This is a genomic window from Rhodopirellula halodulae (genome assembly GCF_020966775.1).
In the GTDB taxonomy this organism is placed as follows: domain Bacteria; phylum Planctomycetota; class Planctomycetia; order Pirellulales; family Pirellulaceae; genus Rhodopirellula; species Rhodopirellula halodulae.
On the sequence record NZ_JAJKFV010000010.1, the window covers coordinates 67032 to 84099 of the forward strand.

Sequence of the window (17068 nt, forward strand, 5' to 3'; positions counted from 1 at the left end):
GCGCTCGCGCGTTCAGCTCAATCGCTGAATTCGACCTGATGAAATAGGCCCTGATGGATTAGGCCCTGATGGATTAGGCCCTGACATCAACGCCCGTGGTGGACGAATTCCATCCGACGGCGGCTGCTGCGACGGGCGTGTTCTCAAGCGGAGCGGTTTCGGCTCGTTGGCGTCGTCCAAAGTCTTTCGAGCGATTCGCCTCTCGATGCTGAAAATGTTCGCGATCGGCGTTAGCGTCTCCGCCAGAGAACGATTGTGAACTGTCGAAGTCGCTGCCGCCTCCAGCGTCAGTTGTGATTTCGATGGACTCCAACCGCATGCCTTGTGATTCCAATTGAGATCGCAGTTGTGGCAATCGTTCACGCAGCACTTGGCTGGCGGCTTCCGATTCGGTCACCATCCGTCCGCGGAGCGTGTTGTCTTGGATGTGCACTTCCAGGCGTACCGAGCCGAGTTCAACCGGCGAGAGCCGCATGCGAATGTGGCCGCCGTTGGTGCCCAGCGACTGAAAACCGCGACTGACGCGTTGCACCAGCTTGGCTCGTGCCACGGCTGAGTTCTGGTCCACACCGGAGGATTTGGTGCCGGTCTGTTGTGCGTCCTTCGTCTTCGCGATGGTGGCTTCGGTTCCGGTCACCGGCGTCGTTGGATCAGTCGTTGCCGATGCCGCGGTGGTTGAGCTCGCTGCGGCGGACGACCCGGTGGCGGCTCGCGCGGCAGCCGCAACCGCGGAGGTGGCGTTGACCGCTTGGCTTGCCGGCGTTGCGGACTTTGTCACGGCGGATTCGATTGCCTGTTCGAACTGTGATGGATCGATCGACTCGCTGGATTCGGCTGACTTGACCAGTTCCGGGGCGATTGAAAATCCGCTCGTCTGGGCGGTCGGGCTGGAAGCTTGCGATCCCGCCGGGGTGTTGTTCTGCGAAGGTGACGAATCGGAATATCGGCGACGCTCGGTCCGACGAATGTCATGCGCCGCGTCGTCGCCGGGCTGATCATCGGTCGTGTTAGCTTCCGACGATTCAACTTCCCCACTGGAAGCGGTTGATTCTTCGGCCGCGGTGATGGTTGATTCAGCGAAGGCTTCGTCTTCCACAACCGCCTCAGATGATTTTTCGTTCTGGCGTTGTCTTGTATCGCTCTGGGCAGCCACGGCGACTTCTTCGTGCACGACGCCTTCGTTGGCATCAACCGCTTGTGGTTCCGTCGTTGGTTGAGCGATGGATGTTTCCTCTTCCGAGATCACTTCCAGCTCGCCGGCAGACTCGGTTTCTTCGCCCACCGCATCGCTTTCATTCCACTCAATGGCCTGCGGTGAATAAGAGGTTTCTTCTTGGCCTTCGGATTCCGCTTCCGAGATCACCTCGGTTTGAGTTTCCAGCGTGTCGGTTACTTGTTCGTTTCCGACAACGACCGCCGCAACGGTGGTGGACTCTTCTGTGTCTTGTTCTTCCGTGTCGTCGCTGGATTCCGCACGGACGGATTCTTCTCGCTCGATTTCTTCTGGAGCGGCGACGGGGTCCGCGGCGGCGACTGGTTCGCTGGCCGCGATGCGAGCGAAGATCTCCGCGAACGGGTCACTCAGACCGGATGCGGATTCCGCAAAGCCAGCCGCGATCGCCGGGTTGGAATTTCCAGAAGATGTGCTGAGAGCGGCCAACGCGGAATGCTTGCGTTGGTCCGTCGTATTGGTTGAGGCCAATGCCTCGGTCCTTGATTGGACTGGTCGTGTCGTCGTCATCGCGGTCCCCCCACCGTGATCATCGGGATCCTGGTGGGACGGCCTTGACTTCAATCACCCACCGCGAGCTTCGTCGATGAGTCCGGTCGTTGGCATTCCCTCGCCGATGCGGCGTAGGATCTCGTAGAGCTTGTCCATTTCTTCCGGAGTCGCAAACTCTGCCAAGATATCTTTTCGTTTATCGATCGGCATAGCTTGAATGATACTGACAACGTCATCGATTTCATCGTCATCGTACATTCGCAAAAGCTGCTCTTTTGCCTGTTCTGCCTCAAGTGCCTGCAAAGTGCGCTGCACTTCTTGCAGTCCTTCGTCTTGAGCTCCTTTTCGAATTTCGTCCAAACTGCGGTCGAACGACGATCGACGTTCATCGAAACGTTCCCGTTGAAGCTTCAATTCGGCCATTTGCAAAGCGATGTCGTTCTTGGCCTCTTTCAAGCTGCGCATGCGGATGTCACTGTCCAATCCATCGCGTCGACGCGCGTCCAGGATTTCATCGAAGTCCGGCTGCTCGCGATCTTCGCTTTCTTGCATGATCTGGCGCAATTGATTGCCGGTGATGTCGATCCCGTTCATCAACGCAATGACTTTGGTCAGCGTGCTGGCGTTCAACGTGCCTCGCGAAGCGAAGTAACCCATCAGGATCAGCAAGGTCACGCAGGTGGCCGTGCTCATCATGGCGAACAGTCGCATCAAGAATCTCATCGTTGAGTCTCCTTGGAGTCAGCAGCATTTTGGGAGGCAATGGCTCGGCGGCGAAGCAGCACACGCGCGGAGGTCAGGTCGTCCGCTTCGGCTTGTTCCTGTTTCGCAACGAGCATCCGGTGTTCGGCCAATTGAGTTTCACGAAGTCGTTCCAAACGTTTCACTTCGGCCTCGGCCAAGATCAATTTGTCGCGGCGTTTGTTGAGCTCTTCGTGCAGTTGCGTGAGGGTTTGACGCAGTGACACCTGATCCGCGTGCAATTGCACGTCGTAGCGTCCCTGGTGGAGCATTTGATCAACAGAAACGTTGGCTTGTTGCAGCGTTTGGTGTTTCTCGGTGCGAATCGCTTCGCGTTGCCGATCGATGTCGGTGATCTGATCGTTGATTTTTTGAATGGCCTCTTCCGCCTTGCCCACTTCGGCACCCGCCTCATCACGCTCACGGGCGCGAAGATCCAGCAGCGAGTCGAAACGAAAACGGAAAGGACGCATGGGGATGAAAGAGAGGTGGTAGGAATGCGTCCGGTGGAACCGGACCTACGGGGGTGAGAGCCAACCAATACGTGGCGTCAGGCAGGGGGTGTCAGCATGACGGGGGGCAGTTCGGTCAGTCGATCGGTGTTACGGGTTATTGGTTGGTTGCTGCGGTTGGGGAGCGTTGAGTTGTGCGAGTGCGGCGGTGGCGGCTTGATGCAGCTTCTGCAATCGTGCTTGCGAATCCGTGATGGGAGTGATCTCGTTGGCGTCTTGTCGCAACAAATCATTGATCGGGTCACGCAGTGCGATTGCGGTGTCGATGCGTGGGTCGCTGCCGGCACGATAAGCACCGATGGAGATCAGGTCTTCGCTGGATTGGTACTGCACCATTTGCTCGCGAATGCCGAGCATGGCTTGGTAAACCTCACGTGCGACCAAATGGTTCGCGACCCGGCTGACACTTTCGGGAATGTCGATGGGCGGGTAGTGACCTCGGTGAGCAAGTTTCCGGTTGAGCACGATGTGCCCGTCCAGCAAACCTCGGACGGTGTCCGCGATGGGTTCGTTGTTATCGTCGCCTTCCACCAGCACGGTGTAGAACGCGGTGATCGAGCCTTTGGATGTACGGCCAGCACGTTCCACCAATTGCGGCAACATGTTGAAGACGCTGGGCGGATAGCCTCGCGTGGTCGGTGGTTCTCCTGCGGCGAGACCCAACTCACGCTGAGCCATCGCGAAACGAGTGACGCTGTCGACTAGGAGCAGAACGCGATGACCTTCGTCGCGAAATTGTTCGGCAATGGCGGTCGCGGTCCAAGCGGCGGACAAACGTTGAGCCGCAGGTTTGTCGCTGGTGGCGACAACCACGACGCTGCGTTTCAGGCCTTCGGCTCCCAGAGCACGCTGCATGAATTCTTGGACTTCGCGGCCTCGTTCGCCAACCATTGCGATCACGATTCGGTCGGCGGTGGTGCCTCGCGTGAGCATGCCCAACAGCGTGCTCTTGCCAACACCGGAGCCAGCAAAGATGCCCAACCGCTGCCCCACGCCGCAGGTGAGCAACGAATCGATCGCACGGACGCCGGTTTGCAGCGGTTCATCAATCGGTGGGCGATCCAGCGAATCCGGAGCCGAGCGTGAGGCGCTGACTCGAATCAGATCGTCGCTGAGTGGTTGACCGTCGATGGGACGGCCAAACGCATCAATCACGCGGCCGCAAAGAGAGTCGCCCACACGAAGCGTCAGTGATCTGGAAACCAGTCGCACTCGGTCGCCGGCCGCGAGCGCCGAGATGGCTTCCATGGGAGCCAAAATGGGACGTGTGTCATCAAAGCCGATCACTCGCGCCAGCGTCGGTTTCGCGTCGGGTGGCATTAGTTCGCAAATGGCACCCAGCGGAGCCGTCATGCCTTGGACCGTGACCGCGTCTCCCGTGACCGATGCGACACGTCCTCGGACTTGTGAAAGCACCAAAGACCCGAGCGAATGACGAATCGTTTCGGGATCGGGTAGACGAGGTGGATGCAATTGGGGAACGGCGGGCAAGGTCATAGGATCTCCTCGCGCAGTCGCTCCAGTTGAGCCTGCAATCCGGCGCGGATCTCGCCGCCTTCCTGTCGCACGACGACCTCGCCGACGGGAAGTGTTTCATCCGGAATCACGCAGGACTCTTCCGGCAAATCGGGACTGGCAAGCAGTTCGTCGAACCGTTGGCCAAGCTCCGCCAACAAATCAGGGTGAACCGCCAAAACCAATCGACCCGCCGAGCGTGTGCTGTGCAAAGCTTCGCTGGCCCAACGCACCAGCAGGTGTTGTTGATGCGGGCTCTCTTCATAGCCGGCTTCTTTGAGCGACGTCGGGACCGGAAGCTCGTTCAAGTTGGCTCGGACCAATCGTTCGGTCGCTGCGATGGCGGTTTCAGTCAGAACTTCCGCGTACTGCTGCATCCATTGGTCAAACTGCGCGTGCATCTTGGTGCTGGCAATCTGCAAGGCTTGCAACTGCGATTTGGTTTTGGCTTCGGCAAGTTGTGCGATCTTGGTTTCGATGTCCTGCGATGCCTTTTGCACACCGTCCTCGTAGCCGCGAGCCTCGGCGGCTTGTTTCATTTCAGCGGCTTGCTTTTCGGCGTCGGCGAGCAACTGCCGTGCTTGCTCACGAGCTTGCCGGAGTTCTTCCCGTCCTTTTTCGGCCAGGTCGCTCAGGTTGAAATCAGCCAAGCCAGAAAGCCCACCAGGTTTCTTTCCGACAACGTCTCCTGTGGACGAATCGCCTTCTGTCGCGCGGTCGACTTGTTCGGCGGGGACGCGGGTGGATTTGCCAGCTTGCGTTGGTGGCAGAGAGTCGTCCCTGGCCAGCGCTGCTAAATCGGCACTCTTTTTGGAATCGCCGCCCGAGTTGAATTTCAGAATCGAAGCCATGGTCAGGCCGCCATCGCTCGGGAAGAGTTGTCAGAGGAAGCTGCGATCACCACGGCCTCTTTTGCATCGTCGATTTCACGAAGTTCCATGGAACCCACGTTGGCCAGTTGTGTTCGAACCTGAGCCGCCTGGGCTCGCGGCAGCACGTTGATGGCAGCATCGGCGACTTTGTTGGGCAGACCGCACAAACACAGCATGGCCGTGCGAGTCGGAACGCGACCAAGTGCTTCGCACAACAAACGCGGTTTCATTTTCACGAGTCGTTGATGGATGTCGTCCGTCGACAAACCAGAGTTGGCACTTGAGTTCGCTGGTGCCGAGTTGGCGGCTGTCGCGGTCGCTGGACCGTCGTTGTGTGACGCAGGTGGTTGCGGCGAGGGCGTCGCGTGAACGGAATCGACCGCCGATTGACCGGAGTTCATCGCGGCAAGATTGGGGTGCGGAATCGTCGCGGGTGGTTGTGCCGCGTGGGACGGGGACGCCGGTGCAGCGTTGGGATTGGCGACTCCGGCGGGAGGCATTTCCGACAAGATGGCTTTCAATCGCGGTGACACGGCGGCGGCTTCGACCGGGACATGGCGTGCGGCTTGTGCCGGATCCCAGCCTTCGGTGGGTGCGTAGGCGTCGATCAAATCTTGCAGCGGATTGGACTTCGATTTCGCGATCAGCGTTTGGGCTTTGTCGCGGAAGGTGCTGGCCAAATCCTCGATCATCGAATCGGGGAACTCTTGCAAGCGGCCGATTCGACTGAGGATGTCCTGACGTTCTCGGGGTGGAAAATGCGGCAGGATCGAGGCGGCTCGACGTGGATCGATCGACGCCATGACGACCGCGATCGTTTGGGGGTGCTCGCTTTGTAGCAGTCCACGCACATCGTCGTCGCTGATGGAATCGAGGAATCCAAAGGACGAGGTGGCTGGGCTGGTGGTGGGGACGGCGGCCGAATGGCTCGGATTCGATGGGGGACCGGGAGAATGTGTTTGGACGGCGGTGCGACTGAACACAATTTCATCGACCGAGTCATTCTTGGTCGGGGGGCTGGGGCGAAGCGAACCGCTGCGACGCATGGTTCCGGCAAAGGATTCCAGCGCGCGCTTGTGTTCGAGCGGATCCACGTCGTCCAGGGCGGCGACTTCATATTGCAGCCGTTGTTGAGACTCGACCGGCAATTCGCCCAACAATTTCGCGGCGACGGGACGCGGCAAATTCTTCAGAACAATCGCCACACGTCGCAACGAAGCGGCGCGGCGAGCTTCATCGTCAATGCGTGGAGAGGCGGCAGCCACGAGGACCCCTGGTGGACGGAGACAAACGGGGGCAGAAAACGTGTGAGCTTCGAAAGCCATCCTGCCCACTCTGGTCATAGTGAAACACGGCGGTCCAAGTGAAGGCCGAATTGTCTCGATCCCCCCAGCCCGCTAAACTTGCACCCGTTGGTCACCGGCCATCCACCCACCTCCAGCGAGCATGGCGGGCCGGTTTCTCACGAATCATTCCGTGGGTGGTGCTTTTCATCCACGACGTGTCCTGTATTTCCTCTTGTCGACCCGAGCACGCACATGTCAGCCATCACCGAGCAAATGCAGGGTGAAGTATTGATCGTTGGATTCACCGACACCGCCCTTCGTGACGCCCAGCGGATTGAAACCGTTGGCCGCGAAATGCAAGAAATCGTTCCACAGGCGATTCACAAAAAGATGCTGATCGATTTCTCCGGGTTGGCATTCATGTCGTCCGCGATGATCAACAAGCTGATCTTGCTGAACAAGAGCTGCAAAGCGCAAGGCGTGGCTCTCAAGTTCTGCAACGTTTCACCGTTGGTAATGGAAGTCTTCCGCATTGTGAACTTGGGCAAACTGATCGATATCCAGGGCGATCAGGAAGTTGCCGTGGCGAGCTTTGACAAGAAGGGCTGGTTCGGCGGCAAGAAATGACATCCGCCGATGGGGCCAACTCCCGAGGCCGCGATCCGGACGCCCTCACCGGATCGCAACAAGCTGACGCCCAGCGAACTGAGGCGGAGCGGGCTGAGGCTGAACGAGCCGAAGCTGAACGGGCCGCGATTGCGGGCGAGTTGCACGATGATCTGCTGCCATATCTCTTCGCCGCCGCCGGATCCATCGCGGCACTAAAACGCAAACATCCGGAGCTCGAATCGGAGTTGCAGCCGGCGGCGCAGTGGATTGATCAAGCTCGCGAAATCGCCCGTCGAATCATGCAAGTCGCGGTCTTGCCGGATGACTTCAGCCGCGGCCCGTTGCATGCGGCGAAGGATTTCTTGGACGGCGTTGTGTTGTCGTCACCGACGTCGATCGCTTTGCAAACGCACTGGAATGGGCTGGCAGAAAGCTCGCAGTGGTCTTGGGCGGAATCCGAAACGATCGCGGTTTATCGCATTGTTTGCGAAGCGGTTCGCAACGTCGTGCGCCATGCCAACGCCTCCCAGGTGACCATCGATTTCATGGCGCAAGACGGCGGATGGGAGATTCAAATCCGCGACGACGGTTCTGGCTTCGATACGGACGGCGTTCCCGACCAATCGCATGGGATGCGTCTGATGCGGCAGCGTGCCGAAGACGCTGGACTGTGTTTGAAAGTTCAATCGAATCCAACAGTTCAATCGAATCAGTCGTCCGGTGCCGGAACCCAAGTGAGCCTTTCGCGATCCGGTAGCTCGATTTGATGCGGCCGATGGATCTGATTCAACAGCCAATTTGATTCACCGTAGTTGCCCTCGGTGAACCAAACGCCGGCCGTTACTTGTTGGTTTGACGTCGCTCGATGACGGCTTGGCCAAGGTCGCCCAGCAATTGTTCGGTTGTGTCCCAACCGACGCACGCATCGGTAACGCTCAGACCTTTGACCAACGGTTCGGCGCTCAGTTTTTGATTGCCTTCCAGCAGGTTGCTTTCGATCATCACGCCCATGATGCGATCATCGCCTTCGGAAACCTGAGCGCAGATGTCGCGACAAACATAGGATTGTCGTTTGAAGATTTTGCGACTGTTGGCGTGGCTGCAATCAACCATGATCCGCGGTGGCAAGTCAGCTTTTTCGAGCAGCTCTGACGCCATGTCGATGCTGGCGGCGTCGTAGTTCGTGTACTTGCCACCACGCAGGATGATGTGGCAGTCAGGATTCCCCGTGGTCGCGAAAATGGCGGAGGTGCCTTCTTTGGTGACGGACAAGAAATGGTGTGGACGACGGGCCGAGCAAATCGCATCGACCGCGATTTGGACGTTGCCGCTAGTGCCGTTCTTGAATCCGACGGGGCAAGACAGCCCGGACGCCAATTCCCGGTGCCCCTGGCTCTCGGTCGTGCGAGCACCGATGGCACCCCAGCCGACCAAGTCAGCGACGTATTGCGGGCTGATCAGATCCAGGAATTCCGTGCCGGTCGGCAAGCCCATCGCGTTGATGTCACTGAGAAGCTTGCGAGCGGTTCGCAGGCCGTAGTTGATTTCGAAGCTATCGTCGAGTTTGGGGTCGTTGATCAGACCCTTCCATCCGACGGTGGTGCGAGGTTTTTCGAAGTAGACCCGCATCACGATCAGCAGGTCCTCGGCATGTTTCTTTTGCTGGACCGCCAATTTTTCCGCGTATTCGCGAGCGGAGTCTGGATCGTGGATCGAGCACGGTCCGACGATCACCAGCAAGCGATCGTCCTTTTTCTGCAACACATTTTGGATCGCGGCTCGTCCATCGGCGACGGTTTGCGAAACTTCGTCGCTGGCGGGAATTTCGGTCAGCAACTCTTGGGGTGACATCAGGTTTTTGATGGCGCCGATACGAAGGTCATCGGTGCGGATCATGAGCTTGCAGTGGGTCGGGGGACGAGGATGGAGGCCGTATCGTAATTGAATTCCAAAAGATTGGAACGAGCCTTTGTATCGGCCGCTCGGGCACGAATCATTGAACCGATGCGGCCTTGGCTGGTTCGCGAAAGGTTGGAATTTGTTGAGCTGCGAAGCACCGACCCACCTGATGTCGCGGGTGGTCTATACTTGGTCTTGGTGGAGCCGCGAAATGCCCGCTCCGCTTCCCACCTCCCGCCTGCCCACCCCCGCCTCGCCATGTTTCAGTTGCCACGTTGGATGACGTTGGCCGCGCCGTTGTGGTGTGTCGCCACCACCGCATTGGCTGTGGACTACGCCGAGCAGATTCAGCCTCTGCTGAGTGAGAAGTGTGCCCCGTGCCATGGAGCGTTGAAACAAGAAGCCGACCTGCGATTGGATGCCGGTGTCTTGATTCATGAGTCCGGCATGGTTGACGTGCAGGACCCATCGGGCAGCGTCCTTCTCGCTCGTGTGATCGCCGACGACCCTCACGAGCGAATGCCGCCGGAAGGGGAAGGCGAGAAGCTGACTTCGCAGCAAGTCGATTTGCTGTCGCGATGGATCGCTGAAGGAGCGGTCTATCCAGACGATGAAGCCATCCCGGATGACCCGGCGAATCATTGGGCTTACCAACCGCCGGCCAAGACGGTGGCCTCTTTTGCGAAGGTGGCTTCTGATCCGAGTCATGCACCGAACGAATTCTGTGAATCAAAGCTGGACGAGCTGCTGGCCCAGCAGTGGGCGATTCGCGGAATTGAGCCCGCTGCCCTGGCTGATGCTCGGACGCTTGTTCGGCGTCTGTATCTCGATGTGTTGGGTTTGCCACCGACGAAAGAGGAAGTCGATCGCTATCTCGCGGACGATGCTCCGGATGCTTGGCCTCAGTTGGTGGATCGTTTGTTGGAGCATCCCGCGTACTCTGAACGTTGGGCTCGGCACTGGATGGACGTTTGGCGGTACAGCGATTGGGACGGCTACAAAGACGCGCTGCGCGGAAGTGCGCGGCATATCTGGCGATGGCGAGATTGGATCATCCAGTCGTTGGCGGAGGACAAAGGCTACGACCAAATGATTCGCGAAATGATCGCGGGCGATGAGATTGCTCCGTTGGATCAAGACGTGTTGGCCGCCACCGGGTTCTTGGCGAGGAACTTTCACAAGAGCAACCGCGATATCTGGTTGGACGCGAGCGTGGAGCACACGGCCAAAGCGTTCCTGGGTTTGACGCTGAACTGCGCCCGTTGCCACGACCACAAATACGATCCGATCGCCCAGACGGATTACTACCAGTTCCGAGCGATCTACGAACCGCATCGCATTCGAACGGATTTGGTTTCCGGAGAACCGAGCATCAAGAAAGACGGTTTGCCGCGTGCTTACGACGCTGACTTGGATGCGGAAACGTATCTGTATGTGGCCGGCAATGAAAAGACGCCTGACAAGGACAACCCACTGCAAGCCGCTTTGCCGTCTTTGTTTCAACGACCTTTGAAACCCGTGCCGGTTTCTGTTCCTCGCGAAGCGGCTTTTCCGAAGTTACGAAAGGAAGTGCAAGACCGCCAGGTTCGGGCGGCACAGAAGAAGATCGATGCGGCGACGAAAGCCTACGAGACGGCTGTTTCGTCGAAGGACGTGGATGAGTCACAGAAACAGATCGCGTTTGAGCGTCTCGCGTTGGCCCAGTCTCAGTTGACCGCCCTTCAATCACGTTGGACAGCGGAGTGGGCCGTTCTCCATGAACGGCCGGGACAGTCGGAGTTGGCACAAGCAGCCGCTGCCGCGGAACGACTGGCCCGTCTAGCGGAGACTGAACTTCAACTCAGCGAGACACAGCAGAAGCTTGACTTGGTCTTAGACAAGACGTTCGAAACGGAAGAAGCAAAGACTAAAGAAGTCGCATCGCTCGAGAAGTCACACGATGACGCTCGGAAGAAACGCGATGAAGCGAAACAGGCGTTGGTGTCGAGCGACGGTGACTACACCAAGCTCAGCGAACGTTATCCGACCACCAGCAGCGGTCGTCGCTTGGCTTTGGCGGAGTGGATCGTGGACCCCAGCAATCCATTGACGGCTCGCGTGGCCGTGAACCATGTGTGGTCGCATTACTTTGGCAAACCAATCGTTGAAAACACCTTCGATTTCGGATTGCGGTCTCCGCGGCCCCTGCAGATCGAGGTGCTGGATCATTTGGCGGTGGAGTGGATGCGGAACGGTTGGAGTTGGAAGCATTTGCACCGAATGATCCTGAATTCGCGAGCCTATCGGCGAGCCTCCAGTGGTCAGGGAAACGCTTGGGATGTCGCGCAAAAAGCGGATCCCGACAACGAAACGTTTTGGCGTGCGGTTCCGCGGCGATTGGAAGCCGAGGCAGTTCGGGACGCGTTGCTGCACGTCGCTGGTTTGCTGCGGGAGGATCGCGGCGGACCGGAGACTCCATTTGCAGACGGCGAACGCGTTTATCGACGCAGTGTTTATTTGCAACACGCCTACGAGAAGCAGAACACCATGTTGGTGTTGTTTGATGCGGCGAACCCAAACGATTGCTACCGACGCAGCGAGAGCGTGGTGCCTCAACAGGCATTGGCGTTGGCCAACAGTGATTTGGCTCTGTCCGCTTCGCGAACGTTGGCGAGGAATCTGCAGGCACAACTTGGCAACCCGAGTCCGAAGGACTTCATCCAAACCGCGTTTGAAACAGTGCTCTCGAGACCGGCCAGGGAACAGGAACTCGATGCATGCGTTGAATTCTTGCATCAGCAAACTTTGTTGCGCCGTGAGGCCGATTCGCTCACGCCGAGTCCCGGTGGAACCGAAGCCGCCGTGAAGGCATCCGGCGATCCCGATCAACGTGCCAAGGAAAGCTTGGTGCACGTCCTGCTCAACCACAATGATTTTGTGACGATCCGATGAAACGATTTGATTCAATCATCACGGGTTCCAACCCACCCCAGCCCCGTTTCGCGAATCGGCGAGCGTTTTTGTCGGAGATGGGGATGGGGTTTGGTGGCGTTGCCGCGACCGCGATGATGGCTCGCGAGGCGGCAGGCTCGGAACCACAAGTGATACATCGGCCGGCCAAAGCGAAGAACGTGATTTGGTTGTTCATGATTGGGGGGACCAGCCACGTCGAATCGTTCGACCCAAAACCAGCGCTGAATCAGTACGCGGGCAAAACGGTTCAGGAAACACCACACGCGGACGTGTTGTCGTCACCCTATCTGGAGAACGAACGGGTGGTCGCGTTTGATCCGAACAACGGTTTCATTCGCAACGAGATCTATCCGCTGCAGGTGGGCTATCGCAAACGAGGTGAAAGCGGGTTGGAGATCAGCGATTGGTTCCCGCACGTGGGTGGATGTGCCGACGATCTTTGTCTGATTCGATCGATGTGGACGGAAGACAGCAATCACGGGGCGCAACTGCAATTCCATACCGGGCGTCACCGTGTCGATGGTTTCTTCCCCACGATTGGTTCTTGGGCGAACTATGCACTTGGGACGCTGAACGACAATCTGCCCGAGTTTGTGGTGATGGGAAAACCGGTGGCGGATTGTTGCGGCGGCCGCGAATGTCATCGAGCCAATTACTTGGGGCCACAGTTTGACGGTGTTCCGCTGGACATCGAGTCGAAACAACCGATGCCCTACGCGTTGCCTCCCAAAGACGTGTTTTGGGAAGAGCAAACGGCCAAGTTTGAATTGCTGGGCAAGCTCAACGCGATGACGGCCCAACGCTATCCGAATGACGCGGCTTTGGCCGCTCGGATCCAATCGTATGAGCTGGCGGCGAAGATGCAAACCGCCGTGCCGGATGTGGTGGACCTCGATCAAGAAACCGAGACGACCCATCGCATGTATGGTTTGGAAAAGAAATCGACCGCCGCGTTTGGCAAACAAATGTTGACGGCTCGACGCTTGGTGGAGCGTGGTGTCCGTTTCGTTCAGGTGTACCACGGCAGCAATGGCGGCGCGGGCCAGTGGGATAGCCACAAAGGATTGAAGAAAAACCACACGCGGTTGTGCGAGCAAACGGATCAACCCATCGCGGCATTGCTCAAGGATTTGAAACAACGCGGATTGTTGGACGAGACGTTGGTGGTTTGGGCGACGGAGTTTGGTCGTACGCCGGGATCACAACACGGCGATGGTCGTGATCATCATCCGTACGGCTTTTCCGTCTGGATGTCAGGCGGTGGCGTGCGTGGTGGAATGGCTCATGGGGCAACCGATGAGCTTGGCTTTCACGCGGTCGAAGATCGACACTACGTCACGGACATTCACGCGACGATCTTGAATCAGCTTGGAGTCGATCCAAGGAGTCTTTCGGTGCCGGGCCGTGTTCGTTTGGAACGTGACTACGGTCACGTGATCCGCGACATCCTCGCCTGATGGTTGATCGCGAGTTAGACAACAGCCTGATTGTCTCAATCGCTTTGAAGTGTCGCGTGGATGTGATCCACCATCACTTCGACGCCGGGCCCCGGACGATCGATCAACAAACTCACCATCTTGATACGAGAGAGATCAAGTTGTCTGTCGTTGGGGCCGTTGAGCATTTCGCTGGATGGAAACACGACGTGTTGCGGTTCGTTCGCTCGAAGTGTCACGTAGTGTTTGGCCACATCGTTGTGGTAGTCCTGGTGATTCTCGTCCATCACCTTCACGATGATTTCCCAAGTGCGATCGGGATCAGGAACCGGCGTTTTCAAACGGAGGACCAAGTCGAGTTCCAACGTGTCAACCGACGTCCAATCCGGGGCGACTTCCAACAACGTCATGGCCGGGTGCGGTGCGTCTTGAGGCAGCCAACGCAGAGCAAACTTGCCGTCGGTCACGTCCTCGGTGGTTTGCGAGCGGCGACAACGATTGAAGTGCCAACGCGTGATTTCCATGCGTGTTTCGAAAGACGCAATCCTTGGAAACTCAGAATGAACGCGGAAACAATCGCGGATGACTTGAAGCGGGCCAATCCAACTGCTGGTCAGCAACAAGACGCCCAGCAATTGGAGGGCTCGACGAGCCTTCGATGATTCGAGCCCACCAGCGATGAACCATGCCGCCGCGGCAATGATGCCCAGCCCGTTTGAGATGGCGTCGTGAACGGCGGCCGATCGACCAATCATGCCTTGGACCATTTCGACCAAAACACCCAGGGCAAACAACGATACGACCGTCAGAAGAATCCGGCGTCGCCATGGAAATGAGCCCGTGACCAACGGTCGCAGGGTTTGGAGCAACACCAACGTCAACAACGTCAGTCCCGCGAAAAGTGGGGCGTGTGCCATGTCGCCGATCGCGCCCGGCATGCGTCCATGAAAGGGCATGGGGACAAACAGCCCGGTCAACGCCACCAGGAAACATCCAGGCAGCGCGAGCCAGATCAGTCGCGATGATCGGCGTTCACTCACTATCGTCGAAGGTTGAGAAGTTCGTCGATCAATTGCTGAGTGGTGGTGATCACTCGGCTGTTGCCCCGGTACTGGGTGCTGGCCAGAACGAGTTCCACCAAGTCTTTGCCGATGTCCGTGTTGGACAATTCCAACGCACCACCGATCACGGTTCCGATCCCGTTTTCACCGGGTTGGCCGGTGACGGGCAGACCCGTGTTGACGCCTTCGGCATACAGGTTCAAACCGCGAGCTTCCAAACCAGCGGGGTTGGCGAAACGTGCCAACTGCAATTGGCCCAAGTCGCGAGAAATACCGTTGCTGAAAACGCCTCGCAGGGTTCCGTCTTCACCCACGATGAAGCTGTTGAGCACCCCGGGTTCACTACCGTCTTGTTGGGTGGCGGCCAGCGTGGCTTCTTCCGTTGCCAAACCAGACACCAGCGAAAAGTCCATCTCGAATTGCAACGGCGAGACGCTGGGGATGCCTTGCCGGTTGATCGAAATGGTTTCTTCCGTGGCCGTCACGAAGTTGCCGTTTCCGTCGAACTGGATCAAGCCCGTTCCGACGGTGATGTCGGTGCTGCCGGGAACGCTGTTGTCAGGACTGTCGGCGTACCAACGATAGATGGTGGCTTGGTCGGTGCGACTTTCCAGTGTCGCGGAAACCCGAACGTTGATGGGCACACCCAGCGAGTCATAAACGACGAAGTCGCTGGAAGCACTTTGTCCGATGGCCTCTTGTTGGGTACCAAACGCCAAGTTGGGCGTGGTGACTTGACCGAATTCGTCTTCCAAACGGAAGGCCGACAGTTCGATGTCCACGGCGTTGGCTTCCCCATTATTGGAAACCAAGCGAATGCGGCCGTCTTGGATGTAGGCACCTGCCACCAAGTCGCCGGTTTCGCCTTCGATGTTGTTGTCCGAACGCGGGATGGGGTTGGCCGAGTCGACTTGCGATGTCTGGATGCCCGATGCGTCGGACAAGAAATCCAGCAAGTCCTGCATGGTGGTCGTGTCGGTGATCTCCAGCTCTTTGGTGCCGAGCGTCCGTCCGCCTTTGCGTCCGGTGTAGCTCAGCGTGCCTTCGCTGAAGACGTTTTCGTAGGTGAGCCCGTCGCGTTTCAGCACGTCTGTCAGCAACGTGTTGGAGTTCACGGCGGGACCGTTCATGTCCAACAGTTGATTGGAGGGATCGGTCAGATCCGAGATGTCCGCGTCGGTGGCGGAGTCGGTGAAGGTGTCACCGGGGGCCACTTCGCCGACCAAGTAAAAGTTGTTTTGGTCACCCGCGAGGTTGCGATAGATTCGGATGGAGTCGTACGCGGGAAAACCACCGCCGGCCGGCGGCGTGGGTGGCGTGGGGAAATCGCTGAGTGTGATGCGTCCGTCGACCACGCTCTTGGGACCCAAGAACGAACTGGGGCGGCTTTCCGGATCACCTGAGCTGTAATAGGTGATCATGTAGGTGTAGTTGCCCGTCAGGGTGTCTTCGTTCAGTGGGGTTCCCGACAGTGGCACCGAACCGTCGTCGTTGTAGGTGCCGCCCGCAGCCGCGGAAGCCAGGAACTCAAAGTCCGAACCATTGGGGCCGGTGCGATAGATGTTGACCGTCGGGTAATCACCGCCGGTGGGATCCGCCGGCAAGTTGCTGAAGTCGACATTGCCGTTTGCGCCCACGTTGAACGAACGAGCCGAGCTGGGCGCGCTTTCATTGCCACTGGCATCGACCAGAGAGAAACGATACTGGTACGTGCCGGCAGCGAGCGAACCTGCGCCGACCGTTCCGCTCACGGTAACCGAGTCAGCGATGGGTGCGGTTTCGATCGATACTCCGGTGGCGTCCGGTTGAGGAACTTGGCTGTCGCCCAGGTGCAGGCTTTCGATGACCTGAGCCGCCGTGGCCACGTCGCCTTCCGGGGTCAATGTGCCCTCGAAAGAAACGTTCTCGGTCGCCTTGGCAACGGTCTTGGTTCCCAGGGGCACGGACAAGGGAACGAGTTCCGAAGTCTGCAATCGAAACTGCTCGTCGATGCCGTAACCCAACAAACGCTGACCGGTCGCGTTGACCAATTCCGCGTCACTGTTGAGTTTGAAAATCCCGTTTCGGGTGTAAAGCTTCTCGCCGTCGGCAGCTTCGACTTGGAAGAACCCGTCGCCTTGGATGGCCAGGTCACTACTGCTGCTGCTGATTTCGATGGTGCCCTGGTTGTGGTTGGCCGCGATTTCAGCGACTTGAACACCCAGACCGATTTGTCGTGGGTTCGTACCACCGTTGTTGGCGGAAGGGCCGGCACCCAGCGATAGCGTTTGCAAAAACTGCGTGGCAAACACCGCGTCCGACGACTTGAACCCGACCGTTTGAGCGTTGGCCAGGTTGTTACCGATCACATCGATCTGTGTTTCAGCGGCACTCAGTCCGGTCAGGGCCGTCGTCAGTGCTGATTGAAGTCCCATCGGTGGTCGTCTCCACAGTGTTTAGGTTGCATCGTGAGCTCACACTGA

Annotated in this window: 13 protein-coding genes; 4 read left to right on the forward strand and 9 right to left on the reverse strand. The window is 58.2% G+C overall.

Annotation, left to right across the window (positions count from 1 at the left end; all coding sequences use genetic code 11):
• Positions 1-73: 73 nt before the first annotated feature.
• The 6 genes from LOC70_RS07855 to LOC70_RS07880 all read right to left on the reverse strand — a co-directional run bounded on the left by LOC70_RS07855 (position 74) and on the right by LOC70_RS07880 (position 6628).
• The gene (locus LOC70_RS07855; protein WP_230253056.1) at positions 74-1702 is read right to left on the reverse strand and encodes a flagellar hook-length control protein FliK; all 1629 of its coding nucleotides are present in this window, start codon (positions 1700-1702) and stop codon (positions 74-76) included.
• Between the two features lie 93 nt (positions 1703-1795).
• A complete protein-coding gene (locus tag LOC70_RS07860; protein WP_230253057.1) occupies positions 1796-2446 on the reverse strand; it encodes a hypothetical protein in 651 nt (216 codons plus the stop codon).
• A complete protein-coding gene (fliJ, locus tag LOC70_RS07865; protein ID WP_230253058.1) occupies positions 2443-2937 on the reverse strand; it encodes a flagellar export protein FliJ in 495 nt (164 codons plus the stop codon). Before fliJ ends, LOC70_RS07860 begins: the two co-directional genes overlap by 4 nt.
• Positions 2938-3066: 129 nt before the next feature.
• A complete protein-coding gene (locus LOC70_RS07870; RefSeq protein ID WP_230253059.1) occupies positions 3067-4473 on the reverse strand; it encodes a FliI/YscN family ATPase in 1407 nt (468 codons plus the stop codon).
• A complete protein-coding gene (locus tag LOC70_RS07875) occupies positions 4470-5342 on the reverse strand; it encodes a FliH/SctL family protein (RefSeq protein ID WP_230253060.1) in 873 nt (290 codons plus the stop codon). The genes LOC70_RS07870 and LOC70_RS07875 overlap by 4 nt, the downstream gene beginning before the upstream one ends.
• Before the next feature lie 2 nt (positions 5343-5344).
• Positions 5345-6628 carry a flagellar motor switch protein FliG gene (locus LOC70_RS07880; RefSeq protein WP_230253061.1) on the reverse strand — a complete coding sequence of 428 codons (1284 nt, stop codon included), beginning with the start codon at positions 6626-6628 and terminating at the stop codon, positions 5345-5347.
• 273 nt (positions 6629-6901) lie between these two features.
• On the opposite strand from LOC70_RS07880, the gene LOC70_RS07885 reads away from it, so the two are divergent.
• Positions 6902-7276 (forward strand): STAS domain-containing protein, encoded by a 375-nt coding sequence (locus tag LOC70_RS07885; RefSeq protein WP_230253062.1) that lies wholly within the window; start codon positions 6902-6904, stop codon positions 7274-7276.
• The gene (locus tag LOC70_RS07890; protein WP_230253063.1) at positions 7273-8025 is read left to right on the forward strand and encodes a sensor histidine kinase; all 753 of its coding nucleotides are present in this window, start codon (positions 7273-7275) and stop codon (positions 8023-8025) included. Before LOC70_RS07885 ends, LOC70_RS07890 begins: the two co-directional genes overlap by 4 nt.
• A gap of 73 nt (positions 8026-8098) precedes the next feature.
• Here the strand turns inward: LOC70_RS07890 and LOC70_RS07895 are convergent, their stop codons facing one another.
• Complete coding sequence (locus tag LOC70_RS07895) at positions 8099-9154, reverse strand: 3-deoxy-7-phosphoheptulonate synthase (protein WP_230253064.1); 1056 nt, start codon at positions 9152-9154, stop codon at positions 8099-8101.
• A 108-nt stretch (positions 9155-9262) separates the two neighbouring features.
• Here LOC70_RS07895 and LOC70_RS07900 point away from each other — a divergent pair, with 108 nt between their 5' ends.
• Positions 9263-12088: a PSD1 and planctomycete cytochrome C domain-containing protein gene (locus tag LOC70_RS07900; protein WP_230253065.1), complete on the forward strand. Its 2826-nt coding sequence runs from the start codon at positions 9263-9265 to the stop codon at positions 12086-12088.
• Positions 12085-13566 (forward strand): DUF1501 domain-containing protein, encoded by a 1482-nt coding sequence (locus LOC70_RS07905; protein WP_230253066.1) that lies wholly within the window; start codon positions 12085-12087, stop codon positions 13564-13566. The genes LOC70_RS07900 and LOC70_RS07905 overlap by 4 nt, the downstream gene beginning before the upstream one ends.
• Before the next feature lie 35 nt (positions 13567-13601).
• Here the strand turns inward: LOC70_RS07905 and LOC70_RS07910 are convergent, their stop codons facing one another.
• On the reverse strand, positions 13602-14585 hold the full coding sequence (locus LOC70_RS07910; protein WP_230253067.1) for an antibiotic resistance protein VanZ: 984 nt from the start codon (positions 14583-14585) through the stop codon (positions 13602-13604).
• On the reverse strand, positions 14585-17020 hold the full coding sequence (locus LOC70_RS07915) for a flagellar hook-basal body complex protein (RefSeq protein WP_230253068.1): 2436 nt from the start codon (positions 17018-17020) through the stop codon (positions 14585-14587). Before LOC70_RS07915 ends, LOC70_RS07910 begins: the two co-directional genes overlap by 1 nt.
• Positions 17021-17068 lie beyond the last annotated feature (48 nt).

What these genes read in the sequence shown, in the direction of transcription:
- LOC70_RS07860 (WP_230253057.1), bottom strand. Translation starts at nt 2,446, where the DNA reads ATGAGATTCTTGATGCGACTGTTCGCCATGATGAGCACGGCCACCTGC.
- fliJ (WP_230253058.1), bottom strand. Translation starts at nt 2,937, where the DNA reads ATGCGTCCTTTCCGTTTTCGTTTCGACTCGCTGCTGGATCTTCGCGCC.
- LOC70_RS07870 (WP_230253059.1), bottom strand. Translation starts at nt 4,473, where the DNA reads ATGACCTTGCCCGCCGTTCCCCAATTGCATCCACCTCGTCTACCCGAT.
- LOC70_RS07875 (WP_230253060.1), bottom strand. Translation starts at nt 5,342, where the DNA reads ATGGCTTCGATTCTGAAATTCAACTCGGGCGGCGATTCCAAAAAGAGT.
- LOC70_RS07885 (WP_230253062.1), top strand. Translation starts at nt 6,902, where the DNA reads ATGTCAGCCATCACCGAGCAAATGCAGGGTGAAGTATTGATCGTTGGA.
- LOC70_RS07890 (WP_230253063.1), top strand. Translation starts at nt 7,273, where the DNA reads ATGACATCCGCCGATGGGGCCAACTCCCGAGGCCGCGATCCGGACGCC.
- LOC70_RS07895 (WP_230253064.1), bottom strand. Translation starts at nt 9,154, where the DNA reads ATGATCCGCACCGATGACCTTCGTATCGGCGCCATCAAAAACCTGATG.
- LOC70_RS07900 (WP_230253065.1), top strand. Translation starts at nt 9,263, where the DNA reads ATGCGGCCTTGGCTGGTTCGCGAAAGGTTGGAATTTGTTGAGCTGCGA.
- LOC70_RS07905 (WP_230253066.1), top strand. Translation starts at nt 12,085, where the DNA reads ATGAAACGATTTGATTCAATCATCACGGGTTCCAACCCACCCCAGCCC.
- LOC70_RS07915 (WP_230253068.1), bottom strand. Translation starts at nt 17,020, where the DNA reads ATGGGACTTCAATCAGCACTGACGACGGCCCTGACCGGACTGAGTGCC.